The 15089-nt window shown below is 72.6% G+C and carries 13 protein-coding genes; 4 read left to right on the forward strand and 9 right to left on the reverse strand.

Annotation, left to right across the window (positions count from 1 at the left end):
- Nucleotides 1–12 precede the first annotated feature (12 nt).
- A complete protein-coding gene (locus tag ACXNSR_RS31295) occupies nt 13–645 on the reverse strand; it encodes a toxin-antitoxin system, toxin component (RefSeq protein WP_458638700.1) in 633 nt (210 codons plus the stop codon).
- Nucleotides 642–1364: a hypothetical protein gene (locus tag ACXNSR_RS31300; RefSeq protein WP_458638701.1), complete on the reverse strand. Its 723-nt coding sequence runs from the start codon at nt 1362–1364 to the stop codon at nt 642–644. Before ACXNSR_RS31300 ends, ACXNSR_RS31295 begins: the two co-directional genes overlap by 4 nt.
- Before the next feature lie 234 nt (nt 1365–1598).
- Here ACXNSR_RS31300 and ACXNSR_RS31305 point away from each other — a divergent pair, with 234 nt between their 5' ends.
- Nucleotides 1599–2348, forward strand: a complete 750-nt coding sequence (locus ACXNSR_RS31305; protein ID WP_458638702.1) for a hypothetical protein — start codon at nt 1599–1601, stop codon at nt 2346–2348.
- A 130-nt stretch (nt 2349–2478) separates the two neighbouring features.
- Here the strand turns inward: ACXNSR_RS31305 and ACXNSR_RS31310 are convergent, their stop codons facing one another.
- Genes ACXNSR_RS31310 through ACXNSR_RS31325 form a run of 4 tightly spaced genes read right to left on the reverse strand, consistent with a single transcriptional unit; the run spans nt 2479 to nt 9492 of the window.
- The gene (locus ACXNSR_RS31310) at nt 2479–5772 is read right to left on the reverse strand and encodes an SAV_2336 N-terminal domain-related protein (RefSeq protein ID WP_458638703.1); all 3294 of its coding nucleotides are present in this window, start codon (nt 5770–5772) and stop codon (nt 2479–2481) included.
- A 20-nt stretch (nt 5773–5792) separates the two neighbouring features.
- A complete protein-coding gene (locus tag ACXNSR_RS31315; protein WP_458643449.1) occupies nt 5793–6830 on the reverse strand; it encodes an AAA family ATPase in 1038 nt (345 codons plus the stop codon).
- A 49-nt stretch (nt 6831–6879) separates the two neighbouring features.
- The gene (locus tag ACXNSR_RS31320) at nt 6880–9084 is read right to left on the reverse strand and encodes a VMAP-C domain-containing protein (protein WP_458638704.1); all 2205 of its coding nucleotides are present in this window, start codon (nt 9082–9084) and stop codon (nt 6880–6882) included.
- Between the two features lie 3 nt (nt 9085–9087).
- On the reverse strand, nt 9088–9492 hold the full coding sequence (locus tag ACXNSR_RS31325) for a CU044_2847 family protein (protein WP_458638705.1): 405 nt from the start codon (nt 9490–9492) through the stop codon (nt 9088–9090).
- A gap of 381 nt (nt 9493–9873) precedes the next feature.
- On the opposite strand from ACXNSR_RS31325, the gene ACXNSR_RS31330 reads away from it, so the two are divergent.
- Nucleotides 9874–10296: a hypothetical protein gene (locus tag ACXNSR_RS31330; protein ID WP_458638706.1), complete on the forward strand. Its 423-nt coding sequence runs from the start codon at nt 9874–9876 to the stop codon at nt 10294–10296.
- Here the strand turns inward: ACXNSR_RS31330 and ACXNSR_RS31335 are convergent.
- Nucleotides 10282–11073: a helix-turn-helix domain-containing protein gene (locus ACXNSR_RS31335; RefSeq protein ID WP_458638707.1), complete on the reverse strand. Its 792-nt coding sequence runs from the start codon at nt 11071–11073 to the stop codon at nt 10282–10284. The genes ACXNSR_RS31330 and ACXNSR_RS31335 overlap by 15 nt on opposite strands.
- 32 nt (nt 11074–11105) lie before the next feature.
- The gene (locus tag ACXNSR_RS31340) at nt 11106–12896 is read right to left on the reverse strand and encodes a hydroxysqualene dehydroxylase (RefSeq protein WP_458638708.1); all 1791 of its coding nucleotides are present in this window, start codon (nt 12894–12896) and stop codon (nt 11106–11108) included.
- A 174-nt stretch (nt 12897–13070) separates the two neighbouring features.
- On the opposite strand from ACXNSR_RS31340, the gene ACXNSR_RS31345 reads away from it, so the two are divergent.
- Together ACXNSR_RS31345 and ACXNSR_RS31350 are read left to right on the forward strand one after the other, a co-directional pair.
- Nucleotides 13071–13376: a 4a-hydroxytetrahydrobiopterin dehydratase gene (locus ACXNSR_RS31345; protein WP_458638709.1), complete on the forward strand. Its 306-nt coding sequence runs from the start codon at nt 13071–13073 to the stop codon at nt 13374–13376.
- Nucleotides 13376–14140, forward strand: coding sequence for a class I SAM-dependent methyltransferase (locus ACXNSR_RS31350; protein WP_458638710.1), 765 nt, complete (start codon nt 13376–13378; stop codon nt 14138–14140). The genes ACXNSR_RS31345 and ACXNSR_RS31350 overlap by 1 nt, the downstream gene beginning before the upstream one ends.
- A 91-nt stretch (nt 14141–14231) precedes the next feature.
- Here ACXNSR_RS31350 and ACXNSR_RS31355 read toward each other — a convergent pair whose 3' ends face one another.
- The gene (locus tag ACXNSR_RS31355) at nt 14232–15080 is read right to left on the reverse strand and encodes an aldo/keto reductase (protein WP_458638711.1); all 849 of its coding nucleotides are present in this window, start codon (nt 15078–15080) and stop codon (nt 14232–14234) included.
- Nucleotides 15081–15089 lie beyond the last annotated feature (9 nt).

Below are 15089 nucleotides of genomic sequence, written 5' to 3' on the forward strand. Positions count from 1 at the left end.
GCGTGCTCTCTGTCAGGGCCGTGCCGAGGGCATCGGCGCGAGGGATGCGGAGGCCGGCTGCTGCGGGTCGCGGCGTGGCACGGGGCTTCCCCAACCGAGTGAGGACTGGATGCGCTCGATGGCTTCGGGGAGCTGCTCCTGGGGCGAGGGCAGGTAGGAGCGCAGGGTGTTGCCGAGGTGCAGGCCGAAGGTCTCGGCCCGGATCTCCGCCGGATCCCCCTGGTCGGCGCGGGCGGCGGCCTGCCGGACCACTGCCTCCAACCCGGAACCGGAGGCCAGCAGTTCGGCGAGGCGGCCGGAGTGCCCCGCCAGCCGGGCGGCCACCAGCATGCCCGGACCGACGCTGTCGCTCGTCCCCTCGTCCAGGTGCCACAGCTCGTGGCACGCGATGACGAGCTGGTGTTCGGGCCGGGTGTGCTGCTCGACGACGATCAGGTCGACGTCGTCCAGCTCCAGCCACAGCCCGCTCGCGGTGTCGGGCGGGAAGGAAGTGAAGTGGACATCCACCTTCCGCTCTCCGCCGCGCCGTCCGGCGTAGGCGGCGCACAGCGCCCCGATGATCTCCGCGGCATCGGCCGGCGGCGTCAGGCGTGCGCCCTCCAGCAGCTCGGAGGCCAGCTTGCGCATGGCCCGTGTGGTCCTCATGGTGCTTCTCCCTCGGTGGGGATGCCCTCGATCGGAGCCCCGCCCTTCGTGCCCGGGATTCCGAGCTGCCCCTCGCGTGCGAGGAGGTCGTCCAAGTGGTCGGCCGGCGACTTCCAGCCCCGGGGCGACAGCCGCCCGGCCCGCGTGACGGTGCTGCGTACGTCGTGCGTCCGCAGCACCGCCGGCATGGGGTTCCTCCGGTCCCGCACCGTCGACTCCAACTCGCCCTGTCCCAGGGCCAGGGCGCCGGCGAGCGCCTCGGTGCCGTCGGGCGGCAGGAGGCCGCCCTCGACGCCGTGGAACCGCTGGACCCCGGCGGCCGCGGCGAGGTTCGGCACGCCCTCGCCCCGGGCGAGGCGGGTCGGCGACTGCCCCGACGCGTCGAAGGACCCGGCGACGGTCGCGGGCGAATGGCGCTGGCCGTACTCGCGTACGCGCGTGCGGCGCAGGTGCTCGAACCGCAGGTGCACCTGTTCCTTGAGCGGGAGCCGGATGTCCTGCGGGGTCATACCGGTGAGGTACGACAGGCGCTCCAGGCCGTCCCGGCCGTGCTTGTCGCGCCGGGTCGCGCGCAGCCGCAGGAACCGCTGGTGCACGCGCCGCTCCACCGCCAGCACCTCGGCCGGATCCCGCCCGCACTCCTGCGCCGGGTCCCAGGTGCGCCGCCGGACGGCGGCGAGGTCGGGTCGGGCGGCGGCTCGCACCGGCTGATTCTCCATATGTCGACAAGACGTTCGAGTGATTCGGCTCCGTGAAGCCTAGCCCCCCGCCCCGCACCGAACCAGGGGAACCCCAACGCTTCCTGCCGTACGGCTCAAGGAGCGTTGGCACCCTCCCGGCCCCGGAACCGCACGACAAGCTCCGTCCGGGCGACAGGTGTTGGACAGGAGAACGGGCGCGGGGAGCGTCGTGCGCGGTCCTTGATGCTGGAAGCGTCTGCTTTGATCATCCCTATGACGGAATGGTCTCAGCTCACCCATGCCTACGGCACCGCCGAAGACGTGCCCGGCCTCCTCGAGGCCGCCGGGCCCGACCCGGACAATCCCGCGTGGAGCGAGCTCTGGTCCCGCCTGTGCCACCAGGGAACGGTCTACCCCGCGAGCTACGCCGCCCTGCCCGCGCTTGCCGGGAAGGCGCGCCGGTCGACGGCTGCAGACCGAACCGCGCCCCTGCTCCTGGCCGCTTCCATCGTCGCCAGCACCGACCGGCCCTACGGGACGCCTGATCCGAAGGATGTCTACGCTGCCGAGATCGCCGAGCTGATCGAGCTGGTGGAGCGCGCGCTGCGCCATCCGTCGCTGACCGGCAGTCCGGACCGCTATGTGGAACTGCTGGAAGCCCTGCTGGCCTTCGAGGGAGTGGAGGTGTGGGGGGAGGAACTGCACGGTCTCAGCGGCGAGGAGTTCGAGGTTCCCTGCCCGGCGTGCGAGACCGAGAACTTCGTGGTGTTCGGCTCGTACGGCTACTTCTCGACGACCGACGGCTTCTACATGAACGAGGCTTCCGGGCAGCGCAGGGAGCTGCAGCCCGCAGACCCCTCCACCTTGGAAGGGGTGGCCGAGCGGCTTCACGCGCGTGCTCTCGTCGATGGCCAGCACGAAGTCGCGAGCAAGCTGACCTACGTCTTCGGCAGTGCGTACTGCGCGGAGTGCGACGCCCTCTTCCGTGTCGATCACGCCATCGTGGCCCGCTGGAGCGGCTGACCCCGCGCCCGGCAGGAAGCGACACCGCGCAGGCTGGGATCGGCCCACGACCCCACACCCAGTACCTGGGCGAGATCGAGCGCGCCCGCACGGCACCGTCCTATGTCGCCGGATCATCTTGCGTTCGGCATCAGTTCCCCGGCAGCGGTCCGAAGGAGTCGTACAGTCCCGCGGAGAAGAACACCGGCCCGCCCGCCGACGGAACCCGCAGGGTCGCCTCCGTCTTAATGCGCGCGGTCTGGTCGTCGTCCCGCCACCGCCGGGCCCGCAGATCGATGCACGCCGGCTTCCGTCCCCCGAACAGCCCCGTGATCGTGGCTTCGTCCGTGTCGTCGGTGCTGACGATGAGATGCATGCCGAGCCGTGGCCCTTCCACCACGACCTGACTCAGCGCCGTGAACACTTCCGGCGCCAGCAGCAGCACCTTCTGGAAATCCTCCACGACGACGACGAGGCGCCGCAGAACGTGTGGGATGCCGTACTTGTCCGCGTCCTGTGCAAGCGCCCCGAAGTCCGAGTCGTCGAAGCTCCTCCCCAGCATGTCCCAGCGCTTCGTGACTTCCCGGCGGACGTTCTCGCAGAACGAGAGGACGTGCGCCGGGTCGTCGCGCAGGCCGAGGAACGAGGCACCCCGTACGACGTCCTCGAAGCGGGTGAGCCCGCTGTGTCCGTCGTTGTCAGCGCGGACCAGTTCGAGACCTGTCGGGTTCTGCCGCGTCAGCTGGTCCAGCACACGGCCCAGGACACTTCTGCGGGTTTCGGCCGGAAGCCCGCGGAGCAGGAGGTGGGGGCCCTGGCCGCCGCGGTGTTCGCTCTCCAGGTCCAGTCCCACCGGATCCAGGCCGGGATCAAGCCCGAAGGAGACCCGCATGGTCCGGTTGTCCCCGGGCCTCAGGTGCACGAGGGAGTCGAGGGCACGCTGCAGCCTGACCGCAGACGGCCGGTGCGCGGGGTCCCTCCGCGTGCATGCCTCCAGAAGCGCCGTCCAGTCGGCGGAGAGCCGGCCGGCGGGCAGTGCCGACGTGGGTTCGGAGAGATGCTCCCCCTGTCCCCCGCCCGTCGCCGCGTCCACGAGGATGACACCGAGCGCGTACACGTCGGACTCGCTGGTCGGTTCGCCGCCGGGCATGTCCAGCTCCGGGGCACGGTAGCGGCGGCGTGGCGCGTACGCGTCCCAGTGCGGGCTGGTCCTGCCGTCCACGGAGGCGAACATCCACCCGGTGATCTGCATCTTCCGCTCCGTCACCAGCACGCGACGGGGGGTGAGCGAGCCGTGGACCAGGCCGTTCTCGTGGGCGTTGGCGAGGCTCGCCGCGAGCTGGCGGGCTACGTGCAGCAGGCCCGCCGGGTGCAGGGGGCCCATCTGCTCTACGAAGTCATGCAGGTTCGGTGCCGGTTCCGAGGTGCCGTCCAGCGCGCATTCGACGGCGAGCCAGGGCCGGAGGCGGTCGGCGTCCCAGGCCAGGAGTCGCGGCGCGAAGAAGCCGTCCAGCCGCTTCAGCGCTGTCACCTCGGTCGTCACGAGGTCGACGGCGTGCCGGGGGTTGTGTACCTCGGGTGTGCGGATGACGAGCACGCGGCCCTCGCCGTCGTGGGCCAGGAGCAGCCCGATGTCCGACCAGCCCGCCAGGTGCTCGGCGAACACCTCGTACGGCGGGCCGTCCGGGCCCTCGAAGCGGCGGTCGGCGACGGACAGCCGGCACCATCCCGTCTGCTCCTCGTCGAGGACGAAGCCGTCCGGGAGCTCCCGCAGCTCGACGTGCGGCCCGAGCGGTTCGGGTGCGGATTCCGGTTCCGGCGGGGCGGGCGGGGCGATGCCGAGCCTGCGCCGGAGGGTCTCGTCGACCCAGCCGAAGGGCCTGCGGCTGCCCGACCTGATCCGCTCCGTGCCCTCGGAGTGGGGAAGCCAGGCCGGGAATCCCGTCGACGCGTTCGGGAGTCCGCTGAGGTGGGCCGTAACCTCCTGCGCCGTCCTGACCAGTTCGGAGGGCGGCACCGTACCCAGCAGAACCGTGCGGATGTCCTCGGCGAAGTCGAAGGTCTTCTGGTGCGGGAGGTCGGCGGAGCCGCCGACGCCGTGCATGAGGCCGCCGAGGAAGACCTCCGCCAGGTGGGCCGTGTCGACGGACGGTTGCAGGGCGTGCTGGACGAGCCGCATCGCCGGGACGGGGAGCGGTGCCACGGCTGCCAGGTGTGCCGCGAGGCGGTACGCCTCCGAGGACGCCGAGGTCTTGAACCGCAGCACGGCCTCCTCCGCCGCGACCGCCCCGGCGGGCCGGGTGAACGCCCGGGCACCGACGGCGGGAACCGGCGTGAGCGGACCGGCCAGGAGCGGGAGCACCACGGTCTCTCCGGGGGAGCCGATGAGCTGGGCCCAGGTGGCGATGTCGCTCCCCTCAGCGGAGAGCACCGGGACCGGGACGCCGTCGTAGGGGGCCAGTTCCGGCGGCAGGACGGGGTCCTCGACGTGCCAGGACCGGTTGGCCGCTCCCCTGCGGCGGGTCGTCACGCGCCAGGGCCGCGCGTCGATGCCCGAGCCCGCCCAGAGCCGCGGCGGGAGCGCGTGCAGGACAGCCACGGGTCCCGTCGACGCGGCGCGGTCGAGCTCCCGGTGCATCCTCCCGTCCCGCCAGGCCCGTCCGACGCCGTCGCTCACGACGAGGAGCAGGGTGTTGCCGGAGGGGTCGAGGACCGTGGACATCGGACGTGCCCGGTCGCGCCCGCCGTACGGGCGGCCGGTCAGCCGGGGACCGCCGGGCGTACGGCTGTCGAGGCCGTGGAGGCGTACGTCCCGGAAGGCGCCGCACCGCTCCATCAGGGCACGGACCTCGCCCGCGAGCCGCTGCCACAGAAGCATCGAGACGCCGTCGTCGACGAGGACCGCCAGGTCGAGCCAGCGGGTCCGTGCGGGGCGGAGCACGGCATCGGGGAGGCCGGTCTCGGCCATGGCGGAGACGGTCGCGTCGACGTCGAGTTCGGTGCGCAGCGCGTCGGGACGGAGCTGTCGCAGCGGGCGCAGGGCGCGCCCGATCCGGAGCTCCGTACCGTCGAGCGCCTTCATTCCCGGGGCGCGTACGGCCATCGCGGAACGGTCGGAGGAGGCCGCCTGACTCGGCGGCACGGGGGCTGCGTGCAGCCCGTCCTCCTGCGGGGTAAGCGCTTCGCCGTCGGCCGCCGTGGCGCCGGGGGCCGTCCCGTCCCGGTGGTCGTCCGGGGGCGGGTCCCGGTGCTCGTCCCCGCCCCCGAAGGGCAGCCCGACGGCGGACTCGGCCGGGGTCGCTGACTCGGCGGCGAGCTCAGCGGCCCGGGCCACCCGTGCCAGCGCCGTGGCCGCCGCCGGGGGCAACCGGGACGCGAGCCACAGCGCGTCGCGGAGCTCCTCGGCGTCGAGGAGCTCGCCGTCGCCGGACAGGGCGTCACGCACCCGGTGCAGCATGGGCCCGGTCACAGGGTGCGCGCGAGCCGGTGCAGGACGGCGTCCAGCAGTCCGTCCGCGTCGAGTTCGACGCCGCCGCGCCGGAGGAACACGGCGTTGAGGAGCTGGTCCGTCGCGAGCTCACCGCGCGCCCTGCGGGCGAGGAAGGCACGCATCAGGTCGTCGATCTCGGGCGTGCCGTGCGTTTCGGAGCCGTCCTTCGGGTCGAGGTGGGCGGAGATGATGGCGCGCAGTCGGTATTCGTCCGGTTCCGGGAGGTCGAGGCGGACGCAGCGGCGCAGGAAGGCCGGCGGGAAGTCTCGTTCGCCGTTGCTGGTGATGATGACGACGGGGAACTCGGAGCAGCGGACGCGGCCACGGACGACCTCGGTCCACTTGCCGGAGTCGGCGGTCATCACACGTACCGAGGACTGTTCCTCAGGGAGCCGGGCGAGCTCGGGGATCTCGAACTCGCCTTCCTCGAAGACGTTCAGGAGGTCGTTCGGCAGGTCGACGTCGCCCTTGTCGAGTTCGTCGACGAGAAGCACGCGCGGCGACTCCGATGCCACCAGGGCGGTGCCGAGCGGGCCGAGCCGCAAGTACGAGCCGATGCCCGGGTCCAGCGGCGTGGAGCCGTCACCGCCGTGGGGTTCACGGCTCATGTTGGTCTCGCGGAGCCTGCCGATGGCGTCGTAGCGGTACAGCGCATCCTGGAGTGTGGTGCGGCTGTTGACCGGCCAGTGCAGGACGGGACCGAGGGACAGTTCGTGGGCCACGGCGTACGCCAGGGACGACTTGCCCGTCCCCGGGTGTCCGGTGACGAGGAGCGGTCGGCGGAGCAGCAGTGCGGCGTTGACGACGTCCGCCTCCTGGGGGCCGATCAGATAGGGCCGGTTGCGGTGGGAGGTGTCCGTCTTCCCGTCGGCGGTGCTGCCGAACCGCCTCCAGGGCGGGGCTTCGGGGAAGGTGATGCTCCTGGCGCGGCCGTCGCCCTTGAACAGCCGCCAGTCTGCGTCCTGCCCGTCGTCGGCCGTGTCCTGCCGCCCGTGGGGTTCGTGGGCCGTCATCGGGTGTCCGTCCTTCTCCATGGTGCGGGTGTTCGGTGGAAGTGGTGCGTCATAACGGGTCGGCCAGCCGCAGCGGTCCTGGCAGTGCCAGTTCGCCTTCCTCCCAGATGAGGGCCGGTCGCGCCGCCCCGTCCGGGGCCGAGGCGGCGTACTGGGACCTCCGGAACTCCTGGAGTCGTCGAGGGAGCTTGTCGAGGGGGCCCGTGGGGTCGAGGGCGTCCATCCGGGGCGCGTCCTCGTGCGACCCGGCGTCCCGGTCCCACAGCACGACGGGCACTCCCATGGCCAGACACACGTGGACGAGTTGCTGCCGTCGCTCGGGCGGCCCGTGGAGGACGACCCGCGCGGTGTCGCGGTGGGGCTCGTTCAGGAGTTTGTGCAGGCTCATGATGTCGTGGCACGACTCGTCGACGACGAGTGTCCCGTCGCCCCCGACCGCCCAGCGTCTGCGCATCTCGCTCGCCGCCGTGGGGACGCTGCCGGCCAGGTCGGGGCAGCGCAGCGTGACCTGGTAGCGGCCGCCCAGAGGTGTGCTCAGTTCGGCGAGGTCGGGGAAGAGGTCCCCCAGTTCGCTGCCCGCGTCCCACTGGTCGACGGGGATGTCCAGTCCGTCGGCCTTCACCACCACGTCGACGCGCGTCGGAGCCCGGCCGCTCACCGCCTCGCTGCCCTCCGCCGTCTGACGTATCAGCCGCCCGATCTCCCCCGGCTCCAGGGGGCCTTCCGGGGCGGCCACCGCCGTGCGCCCGCCGTCCCTGTGGCCGAGCCAGATCTCGCACAGGAAGCGGTCCGGATCGGCGGCTCCCGCCCGGTGGAGCCGCACGATGAGCTGCGTGACGGGCGCGGGGACGCGGGCGGCCCAGGCCCTGGCGTCCGCGCGGCGTTCCTCGAGCGCGGCCACGCTGATGCCCAGGCGTCCGGCGACACGTTCGCACCAGGCGTGCAGCCACCGCTGTCGGTCCGGGTCGGCGACGGCGGCAGCCACGAACTCCGCGAGCCGGAGCAATGCGGGGACGGGCAGGGTGCCGGTCGTGGCGCCGCGCCCGTCCGGGTATTCCTCCAGCGCCCGTACGACGGCGTCGACGTCCTCCACCGCCAGGCGGGGAGACCGCGTCAGCGCTTCCGGGAGCTCCAGGAGCCGCAGCGCCTCCTGCGCCGCGCGCGGGATCAGCTCCGGCTCGTTCCCGGCGACCCTGCGCAGGGTGGTGTGAAGCTGATCGTGTTCGGTGACGGAGAGCAGCCTGACGGCGGGCTCGGCGCGGCCGAGCGCCAGCAGGCCGTTCAGCGTTGTGCGGTCGCCGCCGTGGCCGCCGACCACGGGAGTCAGCGACTCCGTCAGGGTGGCCAGTGCCCGGTCCTCGGTGAGCAGCAGCGTGGCCAGCTCGTCCAGGGTGGGCGGCGACTGCTCGCCACCGGAGGGCGCCTCCAGGCCGAGGCGGGCGGCGAGGTGCCTGCAGTGGTCGGCACGGCGCGCCGTGTCGTCCAGCAGGGCCCGCAGCAGCGGGACCATCTGGCGTACGGAGTCCTCGGCCGGTCGCGTACAGGCGAGGTGATCCGGTGCGACGACCTCGCATCCGGCGAGGATGTCGTGTGCGCCCGCGCGGGTCAGGCGCTCCCGTACGGTCTGCCAGGGCACGGCCCAGCTGCGCCGGACGGTCTCCTGGGCATGCAAGGGGTCCTGGCCGGTCATCACCTGGGCGATGACGAGTCCGGCGACGGTGCGGTCGGACTTCACCCGCAGGGGGCCGCCGCTGTAGCCGGGGCCGATGGCGGCGCCGGTCAGGGAGCCGTCGAGGTAGCAGCCGGGGCCGTCCCGGAAGCCGGCCACGGTGTCGGCGTAGGTGATGCCGACACCGCCGCCGTGCCAGGCGCGGAGTTCCAGCCCCTCGGTCATGTCCCGCCAGACCACGGGGGCGGCCCACTCGGGGGCCGTCTCCTCCAGTTCGAGCACCGCCAGATCGCCGTCCCACACGACGTCGCCCGACCGTGGCTCGGGCGCCACCCAGACCGACAGCCGGGCCCTGCCGTACCGAGGGGTCCTGCCGGAGCCGTGGAAGGCGGTTCTCAGAAACGTCTCGCCGGTCGGGGGTTCGGCGCAGAGCAGGTCCCGCCCCACTGCGTCGTTGACGACGTGTGCGCAGGTCAGCAGGTGGTTCGGCGAGAGGAGCGCGGCGGCTCCGGCTGCCTTTCTGTCGCCCTCGCGCAGCAGCGCGGCGTGGGAGACCGGCGCTGCCGGCCGGCTGAACCAGCTCATCGGCTACGCCGGGGAGGCGTCGCCGGTGCCCTGGTTCTGCCAGGTGGCGCTGACGGTCATGGTCGCCTGGCCGTTGGCGCCGACGATCCCGAGCTTGAGGTCCTGGCCGATCTGGATGCCGAACTCGACCGTCAGCTCCTGGGGCGGGTGCGCGGTGGCGGTGACCGCGGTGTGGACCTCTTCGAGCAGCGGGCCGAGCGGCCGCAGCGCGGTCTGGAGCACGTCCTGGGCGAGCACGGCGGCCCGTCGGCCTCGGGCGACCGGGATGACGGCGCCGAAGCCTTCCGGCAGGTCGGCGGCGTCTTCGGAGGGGGCGGCGGGCGCGAGTGCGGGGGCCGGTTCTCCGACGCCGGCGAGTTCCACGCGGATCGCGGCACCGGCGAGTTCGAGTTCGAGGTGGTCGGGCATGCGCCACATTGTGCACGAGCGGCGCGGCCGTGCCGAACTTCCCCCGAAATCCTCCCACGGTCCGTCAGAACGCGGGCCCACGGACGTACATGACGGGCACCGTGCAGCAGACAGCGATCAACCGGGCGCTCTCCGGTGACCCCGAGCGCCGCTTCGACCCTGCGTGGCCCTCTGTCCGGCTCCATCGCGTCAGGTTTTCGCCCGGTACGCGGGCTGACCCGGGGGCAATGCCGCATGCCCGCTCCCACTGGGATTACCCCCGGGGTAATCGACCTGCCGCGCGGGCCCCGGCACAGTGGGCGCATCGGGTTCCGGGGCCGCGCACTCGGTTCCGGGACCCGGTTCCACCTGGCCGTTCGACCTCGATGGAGGCTGATTCCCATGTCCGCGACCCCGCTCGCCGGCTTCGCCCGCAATCGCGTCCCGCAGACCGCGCTGCGCCGGTTCCTCGCCCTCGACTCGGTCGTCACCACTGCCAACGGGCTCGCCTACGTCGCCCTGTCCGCACCGCTCGGCCGGCTGCTCGGGGTCGGGCAGGGGCTGTTGCTCGGGCTCGGGATCCTCCTCGTCGCGTACGGGGCCGGCGTCGGGTGGCTCGCGTCGCGGCCGCAGCCGCCCGTCCTCCCCGTGAAGCTCGTCATCGAGACGAACTACGCCTGGGCCGCCCTCAGCCTGGCGTCGTTGGTGTTCTGGTTCGAGCCCACCACCGCCGGGCTGCTGTGGATCCCGGCGCAGGCCGTCACCGTGGCCGGGTTCGCCGTGCTCCAGCAGTTCGCCCTGCGCTCGGGCTCAGCCGCCCAGTGAGCGCAGGTACTTCACCGTCGCCGGGTCGGCCGGGAGCATCGTCTCGATGGCCAGCTCGGCGACGGTCACGTCCATCGGCGTGTTGAAGGTCGCGATGGACGACACGAAGGACAGCAGGTGCCCGTCGTGCTCGATGACCAGCGGCAGCGCGATGTACGGGGTGGCCTCCTCCGGGACGCTGTCTGCGCCCGGGCGCTCCGCGACGGGATAGGCCGACACCTCCTCGTACAGGGCGCGCAGCGGCTCGGAGCGGGCCAGTGCGATCTGCCGCTCCATCTGGGCCAGCAGGTGCCCGCGCCACTCCCGGAGGTTGTGGATCCGCGGGGCCAGGCCCTCGGGGTGCAAGGTGATCCGCATGGCGTTCAGCGGCGGGGTCAGCAGGTGCTCCGGCAGTCCGTCCAGCAGCATCGCGATGCCCTGGTTGGCGGCGATGACGTCGTACACGGCGTTCACGACCAGGGCCGGGTAGGGCTCGTACCCGGCCAGCAGGCGGGCGATTCCCTCGCGCAGCGTCTCCATCGCCGGGTCGTCCAGCGCGGTGTGCGCGTAGCGCGGGGCGTAACCCGCCGCGAGCAGCAGGGAATTGCGCTCGCGCATCGGTACGTCGAGATGGCCGGCGAGCCGCAGCACCATCTCCTCGCTCGGCCGGGACCGGCCCGTTTCGATGAAGCTGATGTGCCGGGACGAGGAGTCGGCGCGGCCCGCCAGCTCCAGCTGGCTGATGCCGCGCCGTTCCCGCCAGGCGCGCAGCAGGGTGCCCACACTCGTCGTCGTCATGCGCACGACGTTAGCCGAGGAGGGGCAGCGGGTCAGCCCAGGTCGAAGACGTTCCGCAGGCCGAGACGGTAGCGCCACCGGTCGTGCCGTTTGGCGGGCTCCAGCTCCGGCGCCCGGTACATCGGATGGACGGTGCACCGCGGGGCGTCGGAACCGTCGCGGTCCAGCAGGGAGTTGACGGCCGCGCGAGCCGAGGCGTTGGCTCCCTCCATCGTCGCGAGGTCGATGTCGACGGCGACGTAGTCCCCGCTGAGGAAGAAGTTCGGGATGCGGGTGCCCGCGCTCGGCCGGTTGTGCAGGGTGCCGACCGGGTGGATCAGCAGCTCGTCCTGGTTCGTGGGGTGCGGGGTGCCGAGCCCGTCCACGCCCGGGTCCAGGAACCACGAGTGCAGCGCGGAGTCGCTCAGCAGGGTCCGCCCGGTGTCGTTGAGGGAGGCCTTCAGCTGGGCCCACACCTCGCGCGCCACCTCCTCGCGCGTGCACTGCTTGGCCGTCTTCCCGTACAGGATCCCCGGCTTGTCCCACTCGGAGATGTCCACCGACAGGCAGTCGACCGCCGTCCCGTCGCCGTAGTCGGCCGGGAAGTCGCGCGACGGCCAGTGCTCCGCCTGCTGGATCGCGGTCAACGACCAGGGTGAATCGATGCAGTTGAGGTGGCCGTGCACCAGCTCGGCGCGTTCGGTCAGATAGAACTGGATGCCGGTCATCCAGTCCGTCTCCAGCTGGTCGCAGCGCCCCAGCATCGGATCGGCGGCCCGCAGCGCCGCGCTCCAGGTCCGGCGGGCGTGTTCGACGGGCAGCGCGCTCACGTAGTGGTCGGCGGTGACGGTCCGCGCGGCGCCGTCCGCTCCCTCGACGGCGACCCCGCTCACCCGGCCGTCCGCGTACCGCACCTCCCGCACGGTCCAGCCGATCCTGAACTCCACTCCCAGGGAGCGCAGATGGGTTTCCCAGGGATCGATCCAGGCCTCGTTGGTCGGCAGGTTGAGGATCCGGTCCGGCGGGCCGTCCGCCCCGCGCCCCAGCAGGTTGAGGACGAAGGCCTCGCCGAGGGTGCCGACGGTACGGGTGGAGGCCTCCTCGGCCTTGGTCGCCACGATGTTGCGGGTGATGCCGACGGCCAGGATGCGCCGGTACTCGTTCGACATCCGCTCCGCGCGCACGAAGTCCCACCACGGCGTCCGCTCCCAGACCTCCTCGCGCCGTTCGTCGCAGCTGGTGAGGAAGACCAGTACCCGGTTGACGAAGTACGCCGTCTCGTGCGCCGGGAGCCGGAGCAGTGTCTGCAGGATGCCCGCGAGGGCGCGCCGGATCTCCTCGGGCGTCAGTTCGGCGGGGGAGTGCCCGGGCCAGGGGATGGGTCCGCGTAGGTCCTCGCGCCCGGCCGCCCGGGCGAACATCATCTCGCGCGGGGCCACGAGGTTGTCCCACACCCCGGCCGCGTTCCCGGGGAAGGGGATGCGCCGCATGGTGTCGGGCAGGTTGTGGTAGATGCCGGGGATGAAGCGGAAGCCGTGCTCGGCCGGCAGCGGCCGGCGTCCGCCGCGGGCGCTGCCGGGTACGTCCATGCTGCGCGCCTTCCCGCCCAGTGCCCGGCGTTCGTACACGGTCACGGCGTAGCCGCGTTCGGCCAGTTCGTGGGCCGCCGTCAGGCCCGCCACCCCGCCGCCGAGCACCGCGACGCGCCGTCCGGCAGGCGGTGGTCCGGCCGCACCGGCAGCCGCCGCGGGCGCCGTCGCGGGCCCGGCCAGGACCGCCCCGGCGGCGGCCGCCGCGCCCGCGCCGGCGATGAACGTACGCCTGGAACTTCCTGTGCCCGCCATGATGGATGCCCCCTCGTTACCGCTGGTAACAGTGCGTTCGGCGCAGGAGCATATGGGGGGTGCGAGGGACCCGGAAGGCGTAGAAGCACCCGAGCGCACTATGGCGCGAAAGGATTGGTCCGGTGTGCACTGTGGGAACCTTGACTACACGTCACGGGGAAAAGGAGCCGGTGCATGCCGAGTCAGCCGCTGTCGCAGAAGGAGATCGAGGACCGGTTGCGGGAACTCCCCGGCTGGGCCTTCGAGGACGACCGGATCTTCCGTACCTACCGGCTGGGCACCCACTTCGCGGCGAGCGCCCTCGTCGTCCATATCGCCACGGTCCAGGAGGAGTTGAACCACCACTCGGACCTGACCCTCGGCTACAACACGGTCCGGCTCTCCGTGAACAGCCATGATGCCGGCGGCGTGGTGACGGAGTCCGACTTCGCCCTCGCCGAACGCGTCGAGGCCCTCGCCCCCGGCCACGGCGCGAGCTGATGACCACGCACATACCCTCCGTGAGATCCCTGCTCGACTACGACGCCGAGGCCGAGGCCTACGACACCACCCGCGGCGGCATCCCGCGCGCCGAGGCGGCGGCCGCCGCCGTTCTCGAACTGCTCCCCGAGGACGCGCGCACCCTCCTCGACCTCGGCTGCGGCACCGGCATCGTCACCAGCCGGATCAGCCGTCCGGAACTGCGCGTCCTGGGAGTGGACGCCTCACACGGCATGGCCGCGATAGCGCTTCGGCGCGGCATCCCGGTGACCCTCGCCGACGCGGCCCGGCTGCCGGTCCGGTCGCAGTCCCTCGACGCGGTCAGCGCGGTGTGGCTGCTGCACCTGCTGCGCGAGCCGGGACTGGTGCCGGCGGTGATCGCCGAGGCCGCCCGGGTGCTGCGGCCCGGTGGGGTCTTCCTCGCCACCGTGGACAAGGACTCGGCGCACGACGTCGGCAGCGACATCGACGCCGTCTTCGCCGCGCACCTGACCCCGACCCCCGCGGACGCCTCCGGGGAGGTGGAGGCCTACGCGGCCCGGGCGGGTCTGCTGGCGGTCGGCGAGGCCCGTTTCACCGGTCACGGCCAGGGCCGCACTCCGCGCGGCTCCGCCCGGTCCCTGCTCGCGGGCCGTTACGCCTCCCGGATCGTCCCGCGCGGCATCACCGCGCGCGAGCTCGCGGCCCGGCTGGAACTGCTGCCGGACCAGGAAGTCCCGCGCGCCGAGCCGACGTACCGCATACGGAGCTTCGTACGCGTCTGACCGGCCCGGATCCCGATCGGGACCCGACCCCGATCGGGACCCGGACCGGGCCCGGACCGGGACCAAGGCCAAGGCCGGGACCCGGATCACGTCACACGTCGAACTCGGCCGGGTCCGGCCCGATCCGGCGGCCCGCCGCGCCCGCGCCCAGGGCGTCCAGCGCCGCCATGTCCGCGGCCGTCAGCTCGAAGCCGAACACGTCCAGGTTCTCCCGGATGCGCGAGGGGGTCACCGACTTCGGGATCACGATGTTCCCGTGCTGCAGGTGCCAGCGCAGCACCACCTGCGCGGCGCTGCGGCCGTGCGCGGCGGCGATCGCGGCCACGGCCGGGAGCGTCAGCAGCTCCTTGCCCTGGCCCAGCGGCGACCAGGCCTCGGTGGCGATCCCGCGCCCGGCGTGCACGGCGCGCAGCTCGGCCTGCGGGAAGAGCGGGTGCAGCTCGACCTGGTTCACGGCCGGGACCAGCTCGCTCTCGGCGGCGATCCGCTCCAGGTCGGCCGGGCGGAAGTTCGACACGCCGACCGCCTTCGCGCGGCCGCTCGCCGCGATCTCCTCGAAGGTCTTCCAGATGGCGACGAAATCGTCGCGCATCGGCCGCGGCCAGTGGATCAGGTACAGGTCGACGTGGTCGAGGCGCAGCTTGGCGAGGGAGTCGTCGAAGGCGCGCAGCACCTGGTCCCGGCCCCACTTCTGCTTCGGGCCGTTCCACAGCTTGGTGGTGACGAACAGCTCCTCGCGGGCCAGCCCCGAAGCGGCGACGGCCTTGCCGGTGCCCGCCTCGTTGCCGTAGATCGCGGCCGTGTCGATGCTGCGGTAACCGGCCTCCAGGGCGGTCCCGACGGCGCGCTCCGCCTCGGCGTCCGGCACCTGCCAGACGCCGTAACCGAGCTGGGGCATGAGCGTGCCGTTGTTGAGCTTGATGGCGGGGACCTGGTTCACGTCTGGTCG

This window comes from Streptomyces sp. NC-S4 (genome assembly GCF_054353315.1).

Excerpts from the sequence above, each read along its gene's own strand:
- ACXNSR_RS31300 (WP_458638701.1), bottom strand. The coding sequence starts at position 1,364 with ATGGAGAATCAGCCGGTGCGAGCCGCCGCCCGACCCGACCTCGCCGCC.
- ACXNSR_RS31335 (WP_458638707.1), bottom strand. The coding sequence starts at position 11,073 with ATGACGACGACGAGTGTGGGCACCCTGCTGCGCGCCTGGCGGGAACGG.
- ACXNSR_RS31315 (WP_458643449.1), bottom strand. The coding sequence starts at position 6,830 with ATGACGGCCCACGAACCCCACGGGCGGCAGGACACGGCCGACGACGGG.
- ACXNSR_RS31305 (WP_458638702.1), top strand. The coding sequence starts at position 1,599 with ATGACGGAATGGTCTCAGCTCACCCATGCCTACGGCACCGCCGAAGAC.
- ACXNSR_RS31350 (WP_458638710.1), top strand. The coding sequence starts at position 13,376 with ATGACCACGCACATACCCTCCGTGAGATCCCTGCTCGACTACGACGCC.
- ACXNSR_RS31330 (WP_458638706.1), top strand. The coding sequence starts at position 9,874 with ATGTCCGCGACCCCGCTCGCCGGCTTCGCCCGCAATCGCGTCCCGCAG.
- ACXNSR_RS31340 (WP_458638708.1), bottom strand. The coding sequence starts at position 12,896 with ATGGCGGGCACAGGAAGTTCCAGGCGTACGTTCATCGCCGGCGCGGGC.
- ACXNSR_RS31325 (WP_458638705.1), bottom strand. The coding sequence starts at position 9,492 with ATGCCCGACCACCTCGAACTCGAACTCGCCGGTGCCGCGATCCGCGTG.
- ACXNSR_RS31320 (WP_458638704.1), bottom strand. The coding sequence starts at position 9,084 with ATGAGCTGGTTCAGCCGGCCGGCAGCGCCGGTCTCCCACGCCGCGCTG.
- ACXNSR_RS31295 (WP_458638700.1), bottom strand. The coding sequence starts at position 645 with ATGAGGACCACACGGGCCATGCGCAAGCTGGCCTCCGAGCTGCTGGAG.
- ACXNSR_RS31345 (WP_458638709.1), top strand. The coding sequence starts at position 13,071 with ATGCCGAGTCAGCCGCTGTCGCAGAAGGAGATCGAGGACCGGTTGCGG.